The 5,581-nt window shown below is 52.6% G+C and carries 2 tRNA genes and 3 rRNA genes; all 5 read right to left on the reverse strand.

Features of this window, described 5'->3' with window-relative positions:
• Positions 1-5: 5 nt before the first annotated feature.
• Positions 6-119, reverse strand: a 5S ribosomal RNA gene (gene rrf / locus F3J10_RS34180).
• Positions 120-306: 187 nt separating this feature from the next.
• Positions 307-3,186, reverse strand: a 23S ribosomal RNA gene (locus F3J10_RS34185).
• Between the two features lie 307 nt (positions 3,187-3,493).
• Positions 3,494-3,569, reverse strand: a tRNA-Ala gene (locus tag F3J10_RS34190).
• Between the two features lie 35 nt (positions 3,570-3,604).
• Positions 3,605-3,681: transfer RNA gene (locus F3J10_RS34195), tRNA-Ile, on the reverse strand.
• Between the two features lie 63 nt (positions 3,682-3,744).
• Positions 3,745-5,277 (reverse strand): 16S ribosomal RNA (locus F3J10_RS34200).
• The 16S, 23S and 5S rRNA genes sit together here with 2 tRNA genes alongside, the layout of an rRNA operon.
• Between the last annotated feature and the right edge of the window lie 304 nt (positions 5,278-5,581).

Genomic DNA, 5,581 nt, shown 5'->3' on the forward strand with positions numbered 1-5,581 from the left:
GGGAAGCCTGACGATTACCTACTTTCACACGGGCAATCCGCACTATCATCGGCGTGGAGTCGTTTCACGGTCCTGTTCGGGATGGGAAGGGGTGGTACCGACTCGCTATGGTCATCAGGCTAAAGGGGTTGTCGCGTCGCTATTGAGCGCCACGACCAATCTCGAAGAAGTAGTAACGGGGTTGTGTGTATCAGCACACGAGACTCAATCTGTATGACCTGTCGCGCTCCAAGATCCTGAGCTTATGCTCAGGACGGGACGGCCGCGGTGCATTCGCACCTGCGAACATCGGCGCAGACTGGTTATAGGATCAAGCCTTACGGGCAATTAGTATCAGTTAGCTGAACGCATTACTGCGCTTACACACCTGACCTATCAACGTCCTGGTCTCGAACGACCCTTCAAGGAGGTCAAGCCTCCAGGGATATCTCATCTTAAGGCGAGTTTCCCGCTTAGATGCTTTCAGCGGTTATCTCTTCCGAACATAGCTACCCGGCGATGCCACTGGCGTGACAACCGGTACACCAGAGGTTCGTCCACTCCGGTCCTCTCGTACTAGGAGCAGCCCCCTTCAAATATCCAACGCCCACGGCAGATAGGGACCAAACTGTCTCACGACGTTTTAAACCCAGCTCACGTACCTCTTTAAATGGCGAACAGCCATACCCTTGGGACCGGCTACAGCCCCAGGATGAGATGAGCCGACATCGAGGTGCCAAACACCGCCGTCGATATGAACTCTTGGGCGGTATCAGCCTGTTATCCCCAGAGTACCTTTTATCCGTTGAGCGATGGCCCTTCCATACAGAACCACCGGATCACTATGACCTGCTTTCGCACCTGCTCGACTTGTCGGTCTCGCAGTTAAGCACGCTTATGCCATTGCACTATCAGCACGATTTCCGACCGTACCTAGCGTACCTTCGTACTCCTCCGTTACACTTTGGGAGGAGACCGCCCCAGTCAAACTGCCTACCATGCACTGTCCCCGACCCGGATCACGGGCCAAGGTTAGAACCTCAAACAAACCAGGGTGGTATTTCAAGGACGGCTCCACCGAAACTAGCGTTCCGGTTTCATAGCCTCCCACCTATCCTACACAGATCGGTTCAAAGTCCAATGCAAAGCTACAGTAAAGGTTCATGGGGTCTTTCCGTCTAGCCGCGGGGAGATTGCATCATCACAAACACTTCAACTTCGCTGAGTCTCGGGAGGAGACAGTGTGGCCATCGTTACGCCATTCGTGCAGGTCGGAACTTACCCGACAAGGAATTTCGCTACCTTAGGACCGTTATAGTTACGGCCGCCGTTTACCGGGACTTCAATCAAGAGCTTGCACCCCATCATTTAATCTTCCGGCACCGGGCAGGCGTCACACCCTATACGTCCACTTTCGTGTTTGCAGAGTGCTGTGTTTTTATTAAACAGTCGCAGCCACCAGTTTATTGCAACCCCTTCACCCTTCTGGCGCAGGCCAGTCAAGCTACAGGGGCGTACCTTATCCCGAAGTTACGGTACCAATTTGCCGAGTTCCTTCTCCCGAGTTCTCTCAAGCGCCTTAGAATACTCATCTCGCCCACCTGTGTCGGTTTGCGGTACGGTCACTGTTAAACTGAAGCTTAGAGGCTTTTCTTGGAACCACTTCCAATTGCTTCGCTTCCTAAGAAGCTCGCGCCACGCCCTTGAATTCTGCACCCGGATTTGCCTAAGTGCCTTCTCCAACGCAGCGACCGGGACTTCCAACACCCGGACAACCTTCCGCGATCCGTCCCCCCATCGCATTTAACAATGGTGCAGGAATATTGACCTGCTTCCCATCAGCTACGCATTTCTGCCTCGCCTTAGGGGCCGACTCACCCTACGCCGATGAACGTTGCGTAGGAAACCTTGGGCTTACGGCGAGGGGGCCTTTCACCCCCTTTATCGCTACTCATGTCAGCATTCGCACTTCCGATACCTCCAGCACACTTTACAATGCACCTTCGCAGGCTTACGGAACGCTCTCCTACCATGCACATAAATGTGCATCCGCAGCTTCGGTATATAGCTTAGCCCCGTTACATCTTCCGCGCAGGACGACTCGATCAGTGAGCTATTACGCTTTCTTTAAAGGGTGGCTGCTTCTAAGCCAACCTCCTGACTGTTTTAGCCTTCCCACTTCGTTTCCCACTTAGCTATATTTGGGGACCTTAGCTGGCGGTCTGGGTTGTTTCCCTCTTGACACCGGACGTTAGCACCCGATGTCTGTCTCCCGTGATTGCACTCTTCGGTATTCGGAGTTTGCTATGGCGGGGTAATCCGCAATGGACCCCCCAACCATGACAGTGCTCTACCCCCGAAGGTGAGACACGAGGCACTACCTAAATAGTTTTCGGAGAGAACCAGCTATTTCCAAGTTTGTTTAGCCTTTCACCCCTATCCACAGCTCATCCCCTAACTTTTCAACGTTAGTGGGTTCGGACCTCCAGTACGTGTTACCGCACCTTCATCCTGGCCATGGATAGATCACTTGGTTTCGGGTCTACGCCCAGCAACTGAACGCCCTATTCGGACTCGCTTTCGCTACGCCTGCCCTATTCGGTTAAGCTTGCTACTGAACGTAAGTCGCTGACCCATTATACAAAAGGTACGCCGTCACCCCTTACGAGGCTCCGACTGTTTGTATGCATGCGGTTTCAGGATCTATTTCACTCCCCTCCCGGGGTTCTTTTCGCCTTTCCCTCACGGTACTGGTTCACTATCGGTCGATCACGAGTATTTAGCCTTGGAGGATGGTCCCCCCATCTTCAGACAGGATTTCACGTGTCCCGCCCTACTTGTCGTACACCTAGTTCTTTCATACTGTTTTCGTCTACAGGGCTATCACCTGCTATGGCCGCACTTTCCAGAGCGTTCGACTAACAATACAAATAAAGAGTACAGGCTCTTCCCATTTCGCTCGCCACTACTTTGGGAATCTCGGTTGATTTCTTTTCCTGCGGTTACTTAGATGTTTCAGTTCACCGCGTTCGCTTCACATAGCCTATGTATTCAGCTATGGATACTCCAAAAGGAGTGGGTTTCCCCATTCGGACATCTACGGATCAAAGCTTGTTTGCCAGCTCCCCGTAGCTTTTCGCAGGCTACCGCGTCCTTCATCGCCTGTGATCGCCAAGGCATCCACCACATGCACTTGTTCGCTTGACCCTATAACGAGTCTGTCTCGCTTTCGCTCGACAGTCGCTACAGGTTGAGTTCTCGCATTTGTGCCGTATTCCAATATTGAGCCGAACATGAAGTTCGAATCATCTTGAGATACATCGATACAATCACAACCCGGATAGTTTTCACGCCCATCTCAAATAGACGCTTCCGCTATCCAAATTACTACTTCTTCTAGATTGTTAAAGAACGACAGCCGATAAGCACACTTGTGTACTCATCACTCTGACTGGCTCAATCGCCAATGACAAAGACTCGAGTCAACCTGACCCGAACGTTTGTCATTGAAGATTGGTGGAGGCAGACGGGATCGAACCGACGACCCCCTGCTTGCAAAGCAGGTGCTCTCCCAGCTGAGCTATGCCCCCATACAGAGACGTCTCAAAGGTACTGTCCAGACAATTGGTGGGTCTGGTTGGATTCGAACCAACGACCCCCGCCTTATCAAGACGGTGCTCTAACCGACTGAGCTACAGACCCCTGAGTCTGTCTTGATTTACAGCCGATAAGCGTGAACGCTCAATTTTGCGGTATTAGCTCGAGAAAGGAGGTGATCCAGCCGCACCTTCCGATACGGCTACCTTGTTACGACTTCACCCCAGTCATGAATCCTACCGTGGTGACCGTCCTCCTTGCGGTTAGACTAGCCACTTCTGGTAAAACCCACTCCCATGGTGTGACGGGCGGTGTGTACAAGACCCGGGAACGTATTCACCGCGGCATGCTGATCCGCGATTACTAGCGATTCCAGCTTCATGCACTCGAGTTGCAGAGTGCAATCCGGACTACGATCGGTTTTCTGGGATTAGCTCCCCCTCGCGGGTTGGCGACCCTCTGTTCCGACCATTGTATGACGTGTGAAGCCCTACCCATAAGGGCCATGAGGACTTGACGTCATCCCCACCTTCCTCCGGTTTGTCACCGGCAGTCTCCCTAGAGTGCTCTTGCGTAGCAACTAAGGACAAGGGTTGCGCTCGTTGCGGGACTTAACCCAACATCTCACGACACGAGCTGACGACAGCCATGCAGCACCTGTGTATCGGTTCTCTTTCGAGCACCCTCGGATCTCTCCAAGGTTCCGACCATGTCAAGGGTAGGTAAGGTTTTTCGCGTTGCATCGAATTAATCCACATCATCCACCGCTTGTGCGGGTCCCCGTCAATTCCTTTGAGTTTTAATCTTGCGACCGTACTCCCCAGGCGGTCAACTTCACGCGTTAGCTACGTTACTAAGGAAATGAATCCCCAACAACTAGTTGACATCGTTTAGGGCGTGGACTACCAGGGTATCTAATCCTGTTTGCTCCCCACGCTTTCGTGCATGAGCGTCAGTATTGGCCCAGGGGGCTGCCTTCGCCATCGGTATTCCTCCACATCTCTACGCATTTCACTGCTACACGTGGAATTCTACCCCCCTCTGCCATACTCTAGCTTGCCAGTCACCAATGCAGTTCCCAGGTTGAGCCCGGGGATTTCACATCGGTCTTAACAAACCGCCTGCGCACGCTTTACGCCCAGTAATTCCGATTAACGCTCGCACCCTACGTATTACCGCGGCTGCTGGCACGTAGTTAGCCGGTGCTTATTCTTCCGGTACCGTCATCCCCGAAGGATATTAGCCCTCAGGATTTCTTTCCGGACAAAAGTGCTTTACAACCCGAAGGCCTTCTTCACACACGCGGCATTGCTGGATCAGGCTTTCGCCCATTGTCCAAAATTCCCCACTGCTGCCTCCCGTAGGAGTCTGGGCCGTGTCTCAGTCCCAGTGTGGCTGGTCGTCCTCTCAGACCAGCTACTGATCGTCGCCTTGGTAGGCCTTTACCCCACCAACTAGCTAATCAGCCATCGGCCAACCCTATAGCGCGAGGCCCGAAGGTCCCCCGCTTTCATCCGTAGATCGTATGCGGTATTAATCCGGCTTTCGCCGGGCTATCCCCCACTACAGGACATGTTCCGATGTATTACTCACCCGTTCGCCACTCGCCACCAGGTGCAAGCACCCGTGCTGCCGTTCGACTTGCATGTGTAAGGCATGCCGCCAGCGTTCAATCTGAGCCAGGATCAAACTCTTCAGTTCAATACCTGTTACTGTTTTCGGTTCATAATGAACCGGTCGCTCACTCAAAGCTGACAGGTTAATGAATTGCTTCACAAACCTGACTTACTTTTGTGTGAGACTCTTGATACTTTTGCTGACCTGATCCGAAGATCAGGACCGCTTCCATCAAGCGTCCACACTTATCGGCTGTAGATTTTTAAAGAGCGTTTCTGCGAAGTAACTTGGTTTCTTCAGCAGCGCTGCGTTTTCAGCAGCAGAGAAGCGAGATTATGATCAACATTTCGCAGCGCGTCAACTACTTTTTTCAGCGCCGCGATCAACA

The sequence above is a fragment of the Burkholderia sp. Cy-637 genome (assembly GCF_011753175.1).
GTDB classification, from domain to species: Bacteria; Pseudomonadota; Gammaproteobacteria; order Burkholderiales; family Burkholderiaceae; genus Burkholderia; species Burkholderia gladioli.